Genomic DNA, 17,408 nt, shown 5'->3' on the forward strand with positions numbered 1-17,408 from the left:
GGCCCGTGCTCGGCGCCAAGTGTGCAGTGGGCTGACGCTGGGCCCACCGCTCCTCCGCGCGATTCCTCCTTACGCAACGCGCGAACCCCGGATTTGGTTCCCGCTCTGTCCACAGGCTTTGTAGTTGTCCACAGGCCGTGTCGGCGGCGGCTCGCGTGGGTGTCAGCGGGCGTCGGCCGTCACCAGTAATCGCAGGTGTGCCGCCAGCCAGGTGGCCGAGGCCGGGGCGTCGGCGAACGCCGTGACGCCGGCCGCCGCCGTGCGCAGGCCCGCGCGGTGCAGGTGCGCGCCTACCTCGCGCACGCGGGCGAGCAGGCTGTCCGTGAGGTGGTCCAGGCCTCGATGGGAGGCCTCGGCCAGCACCGTCAGTGCGCTGTCGATCGCCGCGCTCAGCGGGTCGGACGCCGTGGTTCCTGGCGACAGGGGTTGCGGCGTCGTGTCGGCCGCCAGGTCCACGACGACCACTCCTGCCGTGGTGTGGACGGCCAGCGGGTCGACGACCAGGGTGCCGCGGTGTCGTCGGACGCTGCCCGTGATCATCGTTGGAGTGGCGCGCAACGCCGTTGTCAGCGCGTCCAGAGACTGCGGTGCGACGGCTCGGTGTGTTGCTTCCAAGAGGCACGTCGTGCCGGTGGGGCCGTGCAGGGTGGCGGTGAGGCGTTGTGCGGCCGGGTCGTAGGCGAGGTCGGAGACCTCGGTGACGCGGATCGCGCGGACCAGTTCGGCCTCCACCCTCGCGCGGACCTGGCGCGGTGGCAGTTCGGCCAGGTGTGCGGCGGCCTTGTCGTAGTCGTCGATGACCAGGGCCTGTGGCAGGTGGTCCCAGGCCGTGCCGACCGGTGTCAGCGAGGTTTTGGCCACCCTGCTCGTCTTCAGCGTCACCGCGCGGCTCGCGCTGCGCGTCGCCGACTCGGACACCACGTTCGACGCCGCCAGCCGCGCGCCGGTGCGCAGGGGAGTGTCTCGCTGCACCAGGACGACGTCGCCCGAGGCGAAGTAGACGTCGATCGCGTTCTCCGCGCGCACGCGGGCACCCAGCGCGGTCAGCCGCACTCGCTTGAGCGGTGTTTCGGCGGGCTCGTCCGGGCCCAGGATCTCGGCGCGGGGGCCCGTGGCGGTGGTCCGCGCGTGGAGTTCGGTCAGCAGCGCGGCGAACTGTTCGGCCTCGTAGTCGGCGCTGCGCTTGCGGTAGGCGGTCAGTTGCGCGAGCAGGTCGGTGATCACGGCGGCGGGCCAGTGCAGGCGTTGCGCGGTGAGATCGCGGTGCAGGCGCTGCCAGGCGACGTCTAGGACCTCGCTCGCGTTCGTGGCGCCGTCGAGCAGCAACTGGTCGAGGAGATCGGTGACGGCGGTCAGATCTGTTGCGGTGGTGGGGGAACCACCTACGTCGACCGTGTCGGTGCCCTGCGCGTCCGCCTCTCGGAACGCCCACACCGCGAGCGCCGTCGCCTCGTCCTTGTTGACCGCGTCGGTGTGGACGTAGGACAGGTCGCCGGGGACCAGGAACGTGACCGTGCAGGTGGGGAGTTCCGCCTGTGCGGTCTGGTCCGCCTCGGTGGGGCGGCGGAGCTTGGCGCGGTAGCCGGCCTGGAACGCCCTGCGGGCGCGGCGCAGCGTGCGTTCGCCCATCAACGCCACCAGGTCGGTGTCCGTCACCGCGCCCGGCGACCACAGCTCAGCCGGCGCCGTCGTCTCCCGAGTGCGTTGGTACGCCAGGACTACGGCGATGCGGTGCCGGCAGACGCCCGCCGCGCCGCAGCTGCACTGTGCCGCGTCGAGCGCGATGCCCGGCGGCAGCGTCGTCGTGGTGCCGTCCGGGAACTTGCCCCGCACGGCACCGGCCGGATCGGTGTCGAGCGCCGGGACGACGCCCGCGTCGAGCTCCTTGACGGCGCGTTTCACCAGACCGCGGTTGGCCAGCGCCGCGAGCGCGTCCGGGGTCAGTGCCATCAGGTCGGGTCTGGTCACCTGAGTTTCTCCGCAACGAATTCGGCGAGCTGTCCTGGGGTCATCGCGCCGACGTGCGCGCCGACGTTCGCGAGGCGCTGGCCCAGCGCCCGGTCGTAGTCCGGGTTCGCCTCGTCGTCCAGCGCCGCCAGGCCCAGCACGTGCGTGCCCTGCTCGCACAGGCCCTTCACCGTGCGGACGAGGTGCTCCGCGTTGCCGCCCTCGTAGAAGTCGCTGATGATCGCCACGATCGACCGGCGCGGGCTGTCCACGAGGCCGGCGCCGTACGCCACCGCCTTGGCGATGTCCGTGCCGCCGCCGAGCTGCACCTTCATCAGCAGCTCGACCGGGTCCGTCACGTCCGAGGTCAGGTCGACCACGTTGGTGTCGAAGGCGACGAGGTGCGTCCGCAGCCCCGGCAGGCCCCACAGGCACGCCGCGGTGACGGCCGAGTGGATCACCGAGCTGGTCATCGACCCGGACTGGTCCACCAGCAGGATCACCTGCCACTGCTCCAGGTGCCGTTTGGTGCGGGAGACGAACTTCGGGTGTTCGATCGCGAGCTTGCGCTCTTCCGGTTGGTAGCGCTGGAGGTTCGCCCTGATCGTGGAGCGGAAGTCGAAGTTGCGGGAGTTCTTGTGGATGCTCGGCCGCCGCGACCTCGTGCCGCTGAACGCCGTGCGCACCTCCGTCTTCAGCTTCTCCATTAACTGCCGCACGACCGCCTCGACGATCTTGCGCGCCAGCGCGAGCACGGCCGGGTTCATCAGGTGCTTGGTCCGCAGCACCGCGCGCAGCAGCGCCGGGTTCGGCTCGATCCGTTGCAGCACTTCGGGATCGGTGACGATGTCGGTGATCTCGTACCGCTCGACCGCGTCGCGTTCCAGCCGTTCGATCGTCTCGCGCGGGAAGAGGGTGTGCACCTCGTCGAGCCAGTCGACGGTCTGCAGCACCGAGTCCTCGCTGCCGCCCTTGCGCACACCTCGTTCGGCCAGCTCGGGATCACGCCCGTAAAGCCATTCCAGCGCCGTGTCCCGGCGGGCCGCGTCGCCCTGCAATCCGCCGGTGCAGCGCGACGCGGGTTCGCCGAGGATCAGCCGCCAGCGTTCCAGGTCCGTCATGCCAGCCCGCCCTTCACCAGCAACACGTCCACGCGCTTCTCGATCGCCATCGCCTCCGCCACCACCATCGGGTCAACGGTGAGACGGGTGACGCCCTTCGTGCTGCCCTCGACGCCGCGATGGGCGAGCACGGTCGCCGCGATGGTCTCCCTTTCCCTGGGCGGGAAGTAGCTGAAGGCGAGTCGCAACGCGGGCAACGCCACCAGGAACTCGTCCTCGGTCATCGCGCTGACCAGTTCGTCGAGCACCCCGACCAGGTCCGGGCTCGCCAGCACCTCTTCCCGCGCGACCGCGAACAACCCGGCGAGCCAGTCGCCGAGCGCCTCGATGTTGCGCACCTTGCGCACGTCCGGCTGGGAGCCCAACGTCCAGGCGAGGCCGAGTGCCGCGCCGCGCAGGTCCGGCGGTGCCTCCACGTCGTTGCTCACTCGGGTCGCGACGCCGGTGACATCTGCGACGTCCAGTGACAGCGCGGATCTGGCGTGCAGCACCGCGTCCCTGGTCGCCGCCATCGCCTTGAGGCGGTGCGGATCGGCCGGAGCGGGACCGCCGTGCAGGCCCTCGACCAGCCACAGCACCCGCGCCGTGCCCACGTCGATCACCGAGCCCAGCAGCGGATCCTTCCTGGTGCCGAACAACCTGTCGTGCCGCCAGAGCCCGAGCACTCCGCTGAGCACGGACCCGAGCGCGGCGAGATCGCCCGTCGCCTGGACGCCCTCGTTGAGGGTCTGCTGGACCTTGCCGGACAACGCCGAGATCCCGCAGAGCACCGCGTCGAAGAGGATCGTGGCCAGGTCCTCCAGCTGGGCGTCCCGTGAGCGGCGTTCCAGGACCGCTCCCGCCGCCTCCTCGAGCGTGGCGCCGTTCTCGGCGGCCTCGATCAGCGCCGCCAGCCGTTCCTCGGCCGGCCGCAGCGTCCACTGCTCGTCCAGCTGCGGCGCGGCGCCCTCGGACGGCCCGCTCGTGCGTTCGAAGCCGGGAATCCGCAGCACCCGCAGGCGGTTCAGGATCCTGCTGCGCTCCAACGCCTCCGCGTCCGTGAGGTCGAGCGCGACCTTGCCCTCCTGATCGAGGCCGTGCGTCCGCAGCAGCTCCTGCACGGCGTTGACCAGCGGTGGTGCCGGCGTGTCCGGGTGCAGCCTGCCGACCTTGCCGCCCCGCAACGCCCCGATCATCTCGATCAACGCCGGGTGCGCGCCCGGCTGCAACGTGCCGCGCCGCGTCCACGGTGGCGGTTGCGTCAGGTCCTCGGAGATCAACGCGCTGGTCAACCCGTCGAGCACGTCCGTGCGCGCCAGGTTCTCGTGACCGCGCAACCGGGCCAGCGCCCCGGCCTGGGTGCGCGCCGCGATGAGGTCGGCCGTCGACACCGGCTGCTGCCGCCTGCGCAGCCGGGTCGCCACCGACTCGACGAGCCAGTCCGCCGCGCGCTGCGACCCCGCCTCCCAGACCTGCTGGTAGTAGCCGGGCGACGGCATGCCCGACTGGTAGCCGGTGAACGCGTCCAGCCGTGCGTGCGAATACGGCACGAGATAGCTCGCGCCTCTCTCCCGTTCCGGAACCTCTGGCCACTCGGTGCCGCCGTCGAGCTTCGCCTTGAGCGCGGCCGTGTGGAAGCCGCCGGTGATCACGACGACGGGCCTGTCACCCGCGTCCCGCACCGCCGCCCGCACCCAGCGCGCCATGTACTCCTCGCGCGCCGAGTCGCCCTCGTCCGCGGTCGCCGTGCCGCGCAACAGGTCGAAGTACTCGGCCATGCCGTTCGGCTCGGTCTCGCACTCGAAGAGGTGGTCCCAGAGCGCGTCGACGTTGTCGACCGCGAACTCCCGGCACAACCGCTCGACCACCTCGGTGTAGCGCAGTTCCGCGTCCGCGTACCTGTTGCTGACGTCGCGGAACGCCTCGTGCCACGCGGGCAGGTCGATGAACCTGACCTCGGCGCCGCACCGGCGTGCCTCGGTGATCGCCACCCACTCCGGCGAGTAGTCGCAGAACGGCGACCACGACGCGTGCTGGTCGGAGTAGCTGAACAACGCGACGGGCAGCTCGTGGCCGAGCAGCAACTCGTCGATGCGCTCGTTGAAGTCGGCGGGACCTTCGATGAGCACGTACGCGGGTTTCTGCTCGGAGATCGTGGCGGCGACCAGCCGGGCACAGGCGGGACTGTGGTGCCGGACGCCGACGAACACGGCCCCCATCAGCCGGGCAGCAGGTGCCGGGCGCGGTGCAGCTCCTGCCACTGCTTGCCCTTGCGCCGCGCCGCGTGCTGCTCCAGGTACCGCCGCAACCTGGCCAGGTCCTCCGCGTTGTCCTTCGCCGCTGTGCCCGCCAGGCACTCCACGACGTCCTCGGCCGACCCGACCTCGCCGCGCAGGAACCAGCCCCGCAGCCCGACCGCGTGCGCCACCGACACCGCCTCGGCCGTGCTCATGACGGTGGTGAGCCGGTCGCCGCCCTCGCGCAGGTCGCGGAACGTGCGGACCAGGACCTCGAGCACGTCACGCCTCGGCGCGAGCTCCACGCCGGACTTCTCCAGCAGCTTCGCCGCCTCCTGCTCGACCAGCGCGAGCTCGGTGTCGAAGTCCGCGATCGGGAACACCGTCTCGAAGTTGAACCGCCGCTTGAGCGCGGCGCTCATCTCGTTGACGCCCCTGTCCCGCGTGTTCGCCGTGGCGATCACGTTGAACCCGTCCTGTGCGAACACCATGCCGTCCGGGCCGTTCAGCTCGCCGATCGCCATCACGCGGTCGGACAGCATCGACAGCATGCAGTCCTGGACCTCCAGCGGGCAGCGGGTGATCTCCTCGAACCGCACGATCTTGCCCTCGGCCATGCCCCGCAGCATCGGCGCCGGCACGAGCGAGCGCGGCGACGGTCCCTCCGCGACCAGCAGCGCGTAGTTCCACGAGTACTTGATCTGGTCCTCGGTCGTGGCCGCGCCGCCCTGGATCGTCAGCGTCGACTCGCCGCACACCGCCGCCGCGATCAGCTCGGACAGCAACGACTTCGCCGTACCGGGCTCACCGACCAGCATCAGGCCGCGGCTCGTCGCGAGCGTGACCAGTGCCCTGTCCACAAGGGACGGATCGCCCACGAACTTCTTGCTGACGCCCCGGTTCTCGTCGCCCACCACGAACCGGCGCGCGGCTTCGAGGCTCAGTGCCCAGCCAGGCGGTCTGGGAGCGGTGTCGGTGTCCCGCAGCAGGGCGAGCTCGTCGGCGTAGCGGACCTCGGCGGGTGGTCGCTGCATCGTCTGGGTGCTGGTCATGACTGCAAGGACTCCAGTTCGGAGAGGAGCTCGGAGACGGTGATCGGGTCGATCTCGTAGGTGGCGGGCGCGCCCTGCGGTGCGGACCACGCGCCGTGACCGTTGGGAGAGAACCACATGTCGCTGAAACCGACCTCGGGGAAGACGTCCATGGCGCCCACCGCGATGCCGGGCTCGAGCCGGGCGACGAGCGCGCCGCCGTCGGGGAACGGCCGGGTGATCCAGCACTCGACGCCCGCGTCCTGCGGTGTGCCGCGCACCCAGCCCTTCTTGGTCAGGCCGAGGATCTTGCCGATCGGGTACGGGGTGTCGCAGTACTTCTTCGCGCGGGGCAGCAGGTCGCCGGGCGAGGCGAGCAGGTGGACCGGGCGGCCCAGCTGCGGGAACGGCTGGAGGATCTCGTAGTCGGCGAAGACCTCGCCCCACGCCGCCGATGCCTCCCGCAGCTCGACCGCGTGGGCCACGCGGACCACGGCGCTCTCGGGCAGCGTGAACTCGTCGTCGTGCTCGTCGGCCAGCGTGCGGTCCTCGGCCAGCCGGAACGAGGTGCCCTCGTCGGTGATCCAGACCAGGCGCCGGACCAGGTGCCACAGCAGCGGGTGCGCGGCGAGGACCGTCAGGAACTCCTCGGCGCTCCACCTGCGCTGGTCGACCATGGCGCGTTCGAGCCGCTGGATCTGGTCGGACGCGATGGTGCGCACGTCCTTCTTCAGCGCCATGAACCGCTTGTGCTCCAACGGCGCGAGTTCCTCGTCGTCCTTCGCGCCGGGCTTCGGCAGATCCTTGCGGCGCTTGCCGTCCGGGTCGAGCACGAACGGCTTGAGCTGCTCGTCGAAGCCCACGGTGAACTTCCGGGAGCCGTAGTCGATCACCAGGGTCGCGGCCTCGTCGAGGCCCAGGCGCGGGACCAGCCGGTCCGACAGCTGGTCGCGGGACAGGCCGAGCTCGGCCGCGATCTGGGCGACCTTCTCCTGGGCCCTGGTCTTGAGTCCCTTGAACGACACCTTCTCCGCGATGCTGTTCAGGTGCGACAGCGCCACCTCGGTGCCGATGTCGGCGAGCACGTCGAGCCCGCTGACCGCCCTGGCGTGCTGGCTCTCGCCGGGCCAGTTGCGGATCAGCGGCGACAGCCTGCGCACGATCTCGTCGTCGCCGAACCAGCCGAGCGCGCTCAGCGCCCAGCTCTCCTTCGACGGCGCGCCCGCCTGCTCCCACGCCTGGAAGACGGCCCACGCGAACTCCGCCAGCGAGGCGGGGTCGAGTGCCTCGCGGGCGATCGGCAGACCCGCGTAGAGCTCGCCCGGCTTGGACAGCGCGGCCGTCATCTGCAGATGACCGGCGACCTCGGCGGACAGGGCGTGCCTGCGGTCCGCCAGCAGCACCTGCGGCAGCAGCCGGGTGTCCGCCCACTCGCCGATAGCCGGCAGCTTCGCGGGCAGCACGTCGACCGGGTCGACCGCCAGCACGACGTCGATCGCGGCCTCGGCACCGCACTCCTTGGCGACCGCCGACACGTCGACGCCGAGGTTGTTGTTCAGGTGCCGCAACGCCGCCTCGGCGTTGCGGCGAGGGACGCCCGCCTTCCCGGCCGCGGCCGGGATGAGGAGACGGACGGCCTGCTCGCGGTGCCGGGCCAGCCAGTCGAGGCCCCAGCGACGCGCCGTCTTGGTGCGGGCGAACCAGTCGGCCATGTGTGTGGCGACCTCGACGGTGGCGAACGGCAGCAGCACCATCCCGGTTCCCGCTGGAGCGGACTGGGTGTGCCGGATGAGCGCCGGCGCGGCGTCGACGCCGAACCGGGCGGCGATGTTCTTGCCCCACTCCTCGACGCCGTAGCTGTAGACCGGCTTCCAGTCGGCCAGCAGGTGCCGCACCTCCTCCTCGGGGGCGAGGAGGAACAGGTCGTTGTCGTAGTAGCCGATCAGGCCGGCCATGTACTCCTTGAGCAGGTTGCGCCAGTCGTGGTGGTCCTGCACCCACTCCGAGCCGGACGCGAGCCACTGCTCGTGCTCGCCCGGCTCCCAGATCACCGCTGCCTCCGGCACCGGAAGATCCGTCAGCACCACGGGCTTCACCGGCTTCTTGCGGCTGAGCCACGGCGGCGAGGCCAGCAGCGCCGGCAACTGGTCGGCGGTCGCCTCCGGCATGATCGCCTCGGCGGACTCGGCGAGCAGCACGGCGACCTCGTCGGGCACGGTCAGGTGCGGATTGCTCCGCAGGTGGATGTGCAGCAGCCGGCGCACGTGATCGCTCGACGACGCGCGCTCGGCCAGCAGCCGCGCCGCCCGGACGGGGAACGCCCTCATCGCGGACACCACGGCGGGCCGCACGTACTTCCCGTCCAGCCGGTCGAGCAGGATCCCGAACGCCTCGTCCGTCGGTAACGCCGCCAGCACGGTCAACGCCTGCTTGCGGCCGCCCGTGCGCTGGTGGTAGCTGTCGGAGTCGAGCTCGTCCGCGAGCAACGGCGCGACGGCCGGACCCAGTACGTACACCGCCGTGTAGAGCAGGAACGCCGATGCCGTGACCGACTCCTCGGCCTTCCTGAAGTCCTCGAGGCTCCGGGCGCTGCTCGGCAGCATCCACCACCGGCTCGGCGTGTAGCCCTGCTTGCGGACCTGGGTGAACCAGTCGGCCCGCTCAGGCATCAGGAAGGACCGGAGTTCCTTCTCCGTCTTTGACTTGCCGAGCTTCTCCAGCACGCCCTCGGCGGCCGCGCGGTCCTCGGGTTCCGCGACGGCGATCGCGTACCGGAGGGTGGTGAGCATCAGGCCTTCCGGTTCGCCGATCGACGTCTGGAAGCCGCCGCGGTCGTACTGCAGGCAGGTGCCGGTCCAGTCGCCGCGCTTGTCGTCCCACTCGTCCGAGAAGGTCAGACCCGTGAGTTCGACGGCCGCTCTGGTGGCGAAGGCGAGGCCGTGGTCGGCGATCCAGGCGTGCACGGCGGGGACGCCCGGCTTCGTGATGGCCGCGATCGCCGCCGCACCGACGGTGGTGGGCCGGCCGGCCAGGTGTTCGCGGGCCGCGCTGACCAGTTCCGCCTTCGAGCGCTTGGCGGTCAGGGCGGTTTCGATCGCCTCCGCCTGCTCGGTGATCTGCTTCCGGGCCTGCTCGGCCTTGGCGGCGTCGAGGGTGAACTCCGGCTCCGGGGCGAGCCCGCGTTGCCGCACCGCGTCGCGCAGCCAGGCCTTGGGGATCACCCAGGTGTCTTCGTCGAGAGGGACCGCGGGAGTGGCGGCGGCGGGCTCGGCGACGGGCTTGGGTGCGGCAGGCGTGGTGGCCGCGGGTGCGGCAGCTGGCTCGGTGGCCACGGGTGTGGCGGCGGTGGAATTGGTGGCCGCGGGTGCGGCAGCGGCGGGCTCGGTGGCCGCGGGCTGCTGTGCGTCGGCGGCGGTGCCTTCCGGTCTGTAGCCCTTCTTCTCCTTCTCCGCCACCAGTTTCGCGACGTGTGCGTCGGCCGCCTCGGCGGAGGCCAGCTCCTTGTACTGGGTCTGGCCGGCGGTACCCAGCCGTCCGAACCGGACGGTCACCGTCGCGCCGTCCTGCCCGATCTCCCAGAACTTCGCGGAGCCGTTCGCGACGAGTTCCCACCTGCGCACTGCTGTACCTCCTGGGGACACACAAGGGAGTTGATGTGCACGGACGTTACTCAGGGGGTCTGACAATTCTTTACGGTGAGCTTAAAGAGCTGATCAGACCCCCTGATTCACGGTGTTACGACTGCAGTGACTCCAGTTCGGACAGGATTTCGGAGGCCGTGATGGCGTCTGCCTCCAAGGCGCCGGAGCCGTTGCGCTGGGACGACCAGTAGCCGTGCCCGTTGGCGGAGAACCACAGTTCGGTGAACTTGATCTCGGGGAAGACGTCGATCGCGCCGACCGCGATGCCGGGGTCGAGCGAGGCGACCAGGGCGCCGCCGGACGGCAACGGCCTGGTGATCCAGCACTCCACCCCGGCGTCCTGGGGCTCGCCGCGGATCCAGCCCTTCTTGGTGAGGCTCAGGATCTTGCCGATCGGGAGGTCGACGTCGCAGTACTTCTTCAACTGGGGAAGGAGGTCCTCGCCCGTCGGCACCAGGTGCAGCGGGCGGCCCAGCTGCGGGAACGGCTGCAGGATCTCGTAGTCGGCGAAGACCTCGCCCCACGCCTCCAGTTCGGCCTGGAGGTCCACCGGGTGCGCCACGCGGACCGTGGCGGCCTCGGGGAGCGTGAACTCGTCGTCGCCGGAGCCGGCGAGAGTGCGGTCCTCGGCCAGGCGGAAGGAGTCGCCGTCCGCCGTGATCCACACGAGCCGGCGGACGATGTGCCAGAGCAGCGGGTGGCCGGCGAGGACGGTGTGGAACTCCTCGGCGGTCCACGTGCGCTGGTCGACCATCGCGCGTTCGAGCCGGTGGATCTGGTCGGACGCTACGGCGCGGACGTCCTTCTTCAGCGCCGCGAACCGCTTGTGCTCCAGCGGGGCCTGGTCCTGGTCGTCCTTGGCGCCGGGCTTCGGCAGGTCCTTGCGGCGCTTGCCGTCCGGGTCGAGCACGAACGGCTTGAGCTGTTCGTCGAAGCCGACCGTGAACTGCCGCGGGCCGTAGTCGATCACCAGGCTGGCGGCGTCGTCGAGACCCAGGCGCGGCACGAGACGGTCGGCCAGCTGGTCGCGGGACAGGCCGAGCTCGTCGGCGATCTGGGCGACCTTCTCCTGGGCCTTGGTCTTGAGGCCCTTGAACTTCACCTTCTCCGCGATGCTGTTGAGGTGCGACAGGGCGACCTCGGTGCCGATGTCGGCGAGCACGTCGAGACCCGTCACCGCCCTGGTGTGCTGGCTCTCGCCCGGCCACACCCGGATCAGCGGCGACAGCGCGCGGACCGTCGAGTCGTCGCCGAACCAGCCGAGCGCGGTCAGCGCCCAGCCCTCCTTCGACGGGGCGCCGACCTCCTGCCAGCGCTGGAAGACCGCCCACGCGAACTCCGCCAGCGAGCCGGAGTCGAGTGCCTCGCGGGCGATCGGCAGTCCGGCGTAGACGTCGCCCGGCTTGGACAGCGCGGCCGTCATCAGCAGATGACGCGCGGCCTCTGGGGACAGGGCCTGCTTGCGGTCGCGCAGCAGGACCTGGGGCAACAAGCGGGTGTCCGCCCACTCGCCGAGCACCGGCAGCTTGGCGGGCAGCACGTCGACGGGGTCGACGGACAGGAAGGACCGCAGCCCCTCGGCCGCCTCCGGGCTCGGGGCCAGCGCCACCACGTCCACCCCGAGGCCGTGCAGGTGGCGGATCGCGGTCTCGGCGTTGCGCCGCTCGGCACCGGGCTTGCCCAGGGCGGCGGGAATCAGGAAACGCGCGGCCGTCTCGCGGTGCCGGGCCAGCCAGCTCAGCGCGGTCTTGCGGACCTGCTTGAGCCGCACCAGCCAGTCCGCCATCAGCGCGGCGACCTCGGGCGTGGCGAACGGCAGCACGATCACCGCGGTGGCGGAGTTCCTCTCCACGATGCGCAGCAGCGGGGGCAACGCGTCGAAGCCGAACTTCGCGGCGAGCCGCCTGCCCGCGGACTCGGCGCTCCACCCCAGGTTGGGCTGCCAGTCGGCGAGCAGGTGCCGCACCTCGTCCTCGGGCGCCCCGACGAGCAGATCGGCCATGCGGTAACCGATCCGGCCCGCCTTGTACTCCGCCAGCCAGTGCTCCCAGGTCTTGTAGGCGTGGGTGTCCCAGTGGCCGTCCTTCAGCCACTCCTCCCGCTCACCCGGCTGCCACGTGAGCGAGGGGCCGGGCACCGGGAGATCCGGCACCACCACCGGCTTCACCGCCGGCTTGCGGTGGAGCCACGGCGGCGACGCCAGCAGCGCGGGCAGTTCTTCCGCCGATGCCTCCGGCACCGCCGCGGACTCGATCTCGACGAAACCCGCGGGTGTGTCCAGGTGCGGATACGTCCGCAGGTGCACGCTGAGCAGACGGCGGAACTCCTCGTTGCGGCTCGAACGCTCGCCGAGCAGCCTGGCCGCTCGCGCCGGGTACGCCGTCATCATGGACAGCACGGTCGGGCGCACGTACTTCGTGTCGATCCGGTCGAGCAGCAGCGAGAACGCCTCGTCGGTGGGCAACGCGGCGAGCGTCTTCAACACCTGCTTGCGGGTGTCCGCGCGCTGGTACTCGTGGTCGAGCGCGTCGGCGAGCAACGGCGCGATGGCCGGGCCCAGCACGTACAGCGCGGTGTGCAGGACGGTCGAGTTGCCGGCCACCGAGTTCGGCGTGCTCGCGAACTCCTCGAAGGTGGTGGCACTGCAGTGAAGGATCCACCAGCGAGTGCCCGTGTGCGGCGTCTGGCACGCTTCCTGGAACCAGTCGGACCGCCCCGGCATCAGGAACGCCCGCACCAGCTTGACGTTGGGCTCGTCGATCTCGTCCAGCCTGCTCAGCGCGGCCTCCGCGGCGTCCCGCTCGGCGTCGGCGGTGAGCGCGAGTGAGTACCGGATCGCCAGGAGCATCCTGCAGTCGACGCTGCCGATGGTGATGTGGGAGTACCCGCCGCGGGACGTCAGCCGCTCGTGACCGTACGTGCGCTGCTGCGACAGCCACTCGCGTGCGCAGATCACCCTCAGGAACTCGACCGTGGCCTCCGTCGCGAACACCAGGCCGTGGTCGGCGATCCAGGCGTGCACGGACTGCTCGCCGGTGCCGATGACGGCCGCGACCGCCGCCGCTCCGGCGGGATTCGGCCGACCGGCGAGGTGCTCGCGCGCCGCGTGAACGAGATCGGGGTCGGAGGCCTGCTCGGAGAGGATCCGCTCGATCGTGGTGTCCGTCTGCTCGGCGACGCGTCGCCTGGCCTCCTCCGCCAGTGCGGTGTCGACGGAGAACTCCGGGGCGGGGTGGCAGCCGCGCTGCCGGATCGCGTCGCGCAGCCAGGCCTTGGGCATCACCCAGGTGTCCTCGTCGACGACGGTGGGCTTCTCGGCGGGGGAGGTGACCGCAGGGGGAGCGTCAGCGGACTGGGTGGTGCCGGAGGTGGAGGCGGCTGCTGGGGGAGCGCCGGTGGGTTGGGTGGTGCCGGAGGTGGGGGTGGCTGCCGGGCGAGCCTCAGTGGGCTGGGTGGCGTTGGAGGTGGCCGCCAAGGAGGCGTCGGTGGGCTGAGTGTGGTCGGAGGCGGCCGCCAGGGGAGCGTCAACGGGCTCGACGGCGGCGGGCTTCAGGGCGGCGGAGGTGGCTGCGGGGTGAGCTTCAGCTGGCTGGGTGGCGTCGGAGGTGGCCGCAGCGGAAGCGTCGGTGGTGGAGGCCTGCTCGGCGCCTGGCCGGGGCGCGGCCACCTCGGCGGAACCGGCCGCGCGGTAGCCCTTCTTCTCCTTCTCCGTTACCAGCTTCGCGACGTGCGCCTGCGCCGCCGCAGCGGACGCCAGCTCCTTGGTCTGGGTCTGGCCGTGCGTGTCCAGTCGTCCGAACCGGACGGTGACCACGGCACCGTCCTGACCGATCTCCCAGAACTTCGCCGCGCTGCCCGAGACGAGCTCCCACCTGCGCACTGACTGCTCCCTGCTTCCGATCCGAAGTGTGTTGCCGGCGACCGTGCCGAGCCGGTCTGACGTTGGTCGGCGACCAACCGTTCCCGCGTTCACGCGTGCAGTGATTCCAGTTCTGAAAGGACCTCGGACGCGGTGACCGCGTCCACGTCGAACGTGGACGGACCACCGCCGCGGGGCGCGACCCAATCGCCCTCTCCGCTGGCGGAGAACCAGAGTTCCGCGACCCTCATCTCGGGGAACAGGTCGATCGCGCCCACCGAGATGCCGGGATCCAGGTTCGCCACCAGCGCGCCGCCGGACGGCAGCGGGCGGAGCAGCCACGGCTCGTGGCCGTTGTCCTGGGGTTCGGCGCGCACCCAGCCCCGCTTGGTGAGGCCGAGGAACTTGCCCACCGGCGCGTCCTTGCCCAGGTACCGGTGCAGCTGGGAGACCATGTCGCCCGGACTGAAGGAGTGGACGGGGCGGCCCAGCTGCGGGAACGGTTGCAGGATCTCGTAGTCCGCGAACACCTCGCCCCAGGCCGGCAGCCTGTCCGCCAGGTCAACCGGGTGAGCGACTCGGACTACGGCCTCCGCGGGCAGTGTCACCTCGTCGTCGGAGGAGTCTGCCAGCGTGCGGTCCTCGGCCAGGCGGAAGGTCAGGCCGCTGTCGGTGATCCACACCAGCCGCCGGACCAGGTGCCACAGCAGGGGATGACCGGCGAGGACGGTGTGGAACTCCTCGGCGGTCCAGGTGCGCTGGTCGACCATCGAGCGTTCCAGGCGGTGGATCTGGTCGGACGCGATGGTGCGGACGTCCTTCTTCAACGTCGCGAAACGCTTGTGCTCCGCCGGTGCGAGCTCCTGGTCATCGCGTGCGCCGGGCTTGGGAAGATCCTTGCGGCGCTTGCCTTCCTCGTCCAGGACGTACGGCTTGAGCTGCTCGTCGAAACCCACGGTGAACCGGCGCGGGCCGTAGTCGATCACCAGCGTCGCCGCGTCGTCCAGGCCCAGCCGGGGCACCAGCCGGTCGGAGAGCTGGTCGCGGCTCAGGCCCAGTGCGGCGGCGATGTCCGACACCTTCTCCTGGGCCTTGGCCTTGAGGCCCTTGAACTTCACCCTCTCCGCGATGCTGTTCAGGTGGGTCAGCGCCACCTCGCTGCCGATCTGGGCGAGCACGTCGAGGCCCGTCACGGCGCGGGCGTGCTGGCTCTCGCCCGGCCAGGAACGGATCAGCGGCGCCAGGCGGCGCACCGTCCCGTCGTCGCCGAACCAGCCGAGAGCGGTGAGCACCCAGCCGTCCTTGGCCGGGGCGCTCACGTCCTGCCAGCGGCCGAACACCGCCCAGGCGAACTCCGCCAGCGACGCGAGGTCGCACGCCTCGACGGCCTGCGGCAGGCCGGGGTAGACGGCGTCCTGTTTGGACAGCGCCGCCGTCATCAGGAGACTCTTCGCGGCATCGGCGGACAACGCTCCGGAGCCGTCGGCCAGCAGGACCTGGGGCAGCAGCCGGTGATCGGCCCAGTCGCCGATCACCGGCAGCTTCGCCGGAAGGACGTCGAGCGGATCGATCTCGATCAGCGTGCGGATCGCCGCGCCCGCCTCGGAGCTGTACGAGGTGGCGAGGGCGACGACGTCGACTCCCGTCTCCAGGTGGAGGTGGCGCACTGCGTACTCGGCGTTGCGACGCGCCGGCCCCGCCACGCCGAGCGCGACCGGCAGCAGGAGACGGGCGGCGGCCTCGCGGTGGCGGGACAGCCAGGAGATGGCGAACGCGCGGGCGGTCTTGAGGCGCACCAACCAGTCCGCCATCAGCCCAGCGACCTCGGTGGTGGCGTAGGGGAGCAGCACGACGCCGGACACGTGCGGGTTGCTCGCCGCCAGGCGCAGCATCGCAGGGAGGGCGTCCATGCCGAACCGGGCCGTGATGCGCTTGCCCCAGCTCTCGCTGCCCCACGTGTCGCCGGGTGTCCAGCCGGCGAGCAGCGGGCGGGCGAGCTCCTCCGGGCCGCTCTCGAACAACCGGTGGTCGTGGTAGCGGCTGGTGTGGCCGGCGCGGATCGCCGCGGCCATCGCCTCCCAGTTCTCGCCGCGGCCCGTCCACCAGCCGGTGAGCTTCTCCCACTCCTCGCGCTCACCCGGCAGCCACGTGAGGTGGGCGGCGGGCACCGGGAGGTCGTTCAGCACCACGGGTTTCGGTTGCGGACGGCGGTGCGTCCACGGCGGCGCGGCCAGCACTCGCGGCAACGCGTCCGCCGGTGCGTCCGGAACGGGATGCGGCACCAGATCGGCGATGCCGGAGGGCAGTGCGAGGCCGGGATGCGTCAACATGTGGGCGCGCAACAGGTTGCGGACGTCCACGTCGCTGATCGCGCGGTGTGCCATCAGCCGCAACGCCCGAGCCGGGAACGCCGCCATCGCGGACAGCAGTGCCGGCCGCACGTACCGCTCGTGCAGACGGGTCAGCAGCATCAGGAACGCCTCGTCGGTCGGCAGCACCGAGAGCACCTCGAGCGCGAGCTTGCGGCACTCCGCACCCCACTCGACCTTCGCCCGCAACTCGGCCTCCAGGACCGGCGCGATGTCCGGGCCCAGCACGTGCAGCGCGGTGAACACGCTCATGGGCGACCAGATCAGGTGCCCGTGCTTCAGGTTTCCGAACTGCTCGGCGGTCGTCGCCGAGCAGTGGATCATCCAGGTCGGTGCCCCCGACTCGTTCGCCTCCTCGAACCAGTCCTGTCGCGTCGGGGCCAGGAAGGCACGCGCGGCCACGCCGAACCACGTGGTGCCGACCTTCTCCAGCTCCGCCACCGTCGCGGCATAGGTCGCGTCGTCCGCCACTGCCAGTGCGGTGCGCACGTCGATCAGCGCCAGAGCGTCAGCGTCGCGATCCACGCTGTGGTGCGGCAAGTGGACCTTCAACGTGCCGTAGCCGTCGATCACGGTCGCCATGTGCACGGCCGCCACGGCGGCGAACGGCAGTCCGAAGTCCTCGATCCACCAGTGCACCGGCGAGGTGCCGTACTCATACTTGATCAACGTCAGGAGCACCGCGGCACCCAGCGGGTCAGGCCGGCCCTCGTGGTGGTTCCGCAACGCCCGCACCAGATCCCGCTCGTGCTCCGGTGCCGTCAGGGCCTCGTCGATCTTCCCGGTGTGCGCGGCGACGTGGTCGCGGAACCGCTGCGCCATCGCGGCGTCGACGGTGAACTCCGGCAACGGTCTGACGTCGCGTCTGCGCATCGCCTGCGCCAGCCACTTCGCGGGCATCACCCACGTCTCCTCGTCGCGAGGAGGAGCCTCCGCGACCGGTGCGGGCACGGCGTCGGCGGTGCTGCGGTAGCCCTTCTTCTCCTTCTCCGCCACCAGCTTCGCGACGTGCGCAACGGCGGCCGCATCGGAGGTCAGCTCCTTGGTCTGGGACTGCCCGGCGGTGCCCAGCCGTCCGAACCGGACGGTCACCACGGCACCGGCCCGGCCGACCTCCCAGAACTTCGCCGAGCTGTCGGAGACGAGCTCCCACCTGCGCACCACAAGACCCCCTGAATCCGACCTGGAGCTGATGTTCACGGACCGTACTCAGGGGGTCTGACA

Annotated in this window: 7 protein-coding genes; all 7 read right to left on the bottom strand. The window is 71.1% G+C overall.

Annotation, left to right across the window (positions count from 1 at the left end; genetic code table 11):
* Positions 1–162: 162 nt before the first annotated feature.
* Complete coding sequence (locus ACIQF0_RS05850) at positions 163–1,968, bottom strand: SWIM zinc finger family protein (protein ID WP_401024912.1); 1,806 nt, start codon at positions 1,966–1,968, stop codon at positions 163–165.
* Positions 1,965–3,068: a VWA domain-containing protein gene (locus ACIQF0_RS05855; RefSeq protein ID WP_360033349.1), complete on the bottom strand. Its 1,104-nt coding sequence runs from the start codon at positions 3,066–3,068 to the stop codon at positions 1,965–1,967. The genes ACIQF0_RS05850 and ACIQF0_RS05855 overlap by 4 nt, the downstream gene beginning before the upstream one ends.
* Positions 3,065–5,308 (bottom strand): DUF5682 family protein, encoded by a 2,244-nt coding sequence (locus ACIQF0_RS05860; RefSeq protein WP_401024914.1) that lies wholly within the window; start codon positions 5,306–5,308, stop codon positions 3,065–3,067. Before ACIQF0_RS05860 ends, ACIQF0_RS05855 begins: the two co-directional genes overlap by 4 nt.
* Positions 5,266–6,336 carry an AAA family ATPase gene (locus ACIQF0_RS05865; protein ID WP_401024915.1) on the bottom strand — a complete coding sequence of 357 codons (1,071 nt, stop codon included), beginning with the start codon at positions 6,334–6,336 and terminating at the stop codon, positions 5,266–5,268. Before ACIQF0_RS05865 ends, ACIQF0_RS05860 begins: the two co-directional genes overlap by 43 nt.
* Positions 6,333–9,935: a DUF4132 domain-containing protein gene (locus ACIQF0_RS05870; RefSeq protein ID WP_401024918.1), complete on the bottom strand. Its 3,603-nt coding sequence runs from the start codon at positions 9,933–9,935 to the stop codon at positions 6,333–6,335. Before ACIQF0_RS05870 ends, ACIQF0_RS05865 begins: the two co-directional genes overlap by 4 nt.
* Before the next feature lie 115 nt (positions 9,936–10,050).
* Complete coding sequence (locus ACIQF0_RS05875; RefSeq protein ID WP_401024921.1) at positions 10,051–13,836, bottom strand: DUF4132 domain-containing protein; 3,786 nt, start codon at positions 13,834–13,836, stop codon at positions 10,051–10,053.
* Between the two features lie 89 nt (positions 13,837–13,925).
* On the bottom strand, positions 13,926–17,345 hold the full coding sequence (locus ACIQF0_RS05880) for a WGR and DUF4132 domain-containing protein (RefSeq protein ID WP_401024924.1): 3,420 nt from the start codon (positions 17,343–17,345) through the stop codon (positions 13,926–13,928).
* Positions 17,346–17,408 lie beyond the last annotated feature (63 nt).

It is taken from the genome of Lentzea sp. NPDC092896 (assembly GCF_044754905.1).
Taxonomy (GTDB): Bacteria; Actinomycetota; Actinomycetes; order Mycobacteriales; family Pseudonocardiaceae; genus Lentzea.